General features: G+C 59.0%; 1 protein-coding gene. It reads right to left on the bottom strand.

The window, feature by feature from the left end; genetic code table 11:
• Positions 1 to 244: OprD family outer membrane porin (locus SB772_RS44615; RefSeq protein WP_410839103.1), on the bottom strand; the 244-nt coding region annotated here is incomplete at both ends.

Here is a 244-nt window from a genome sequence, read left to right as displayed (position 1 = left end):
AAGGCGTAGGTGCCACCGAAGATGTTGGCTTCGCTCAGATTCAGGCTGTCGTGGTAGGTCTGAGCCTGGGCATTCATCGCGGTGAAGTGACCGGCGTTCAGGGTCAGGCCGCTGATCTCGTTGCTGGTGATCAGGCCGCCTTCGGCAACTTCCGGCAGCAGTCGGCTGTCGTCGGTGGCGAATACAGGCATGGCGGTGAACTGGTCGCCGAACTTCAGCACGGTATTGGAGATGCGCATTTTTA

Origin of the sequence: Paraburkholderia sp. SIMBA_030, from assembly GCF_046535245.1 — a bacterium.
In the GTDB taxonomy this organism is placed as follows: domain Bacteria; phylum Pseudomonadota; class Gammaproteobacteria; order Burkholderiales; family Burkholderiaceae; genus Paraburkholderia.
This window is presented reverse-complemented; position numbering and strand designations above follow the sequence as displayed.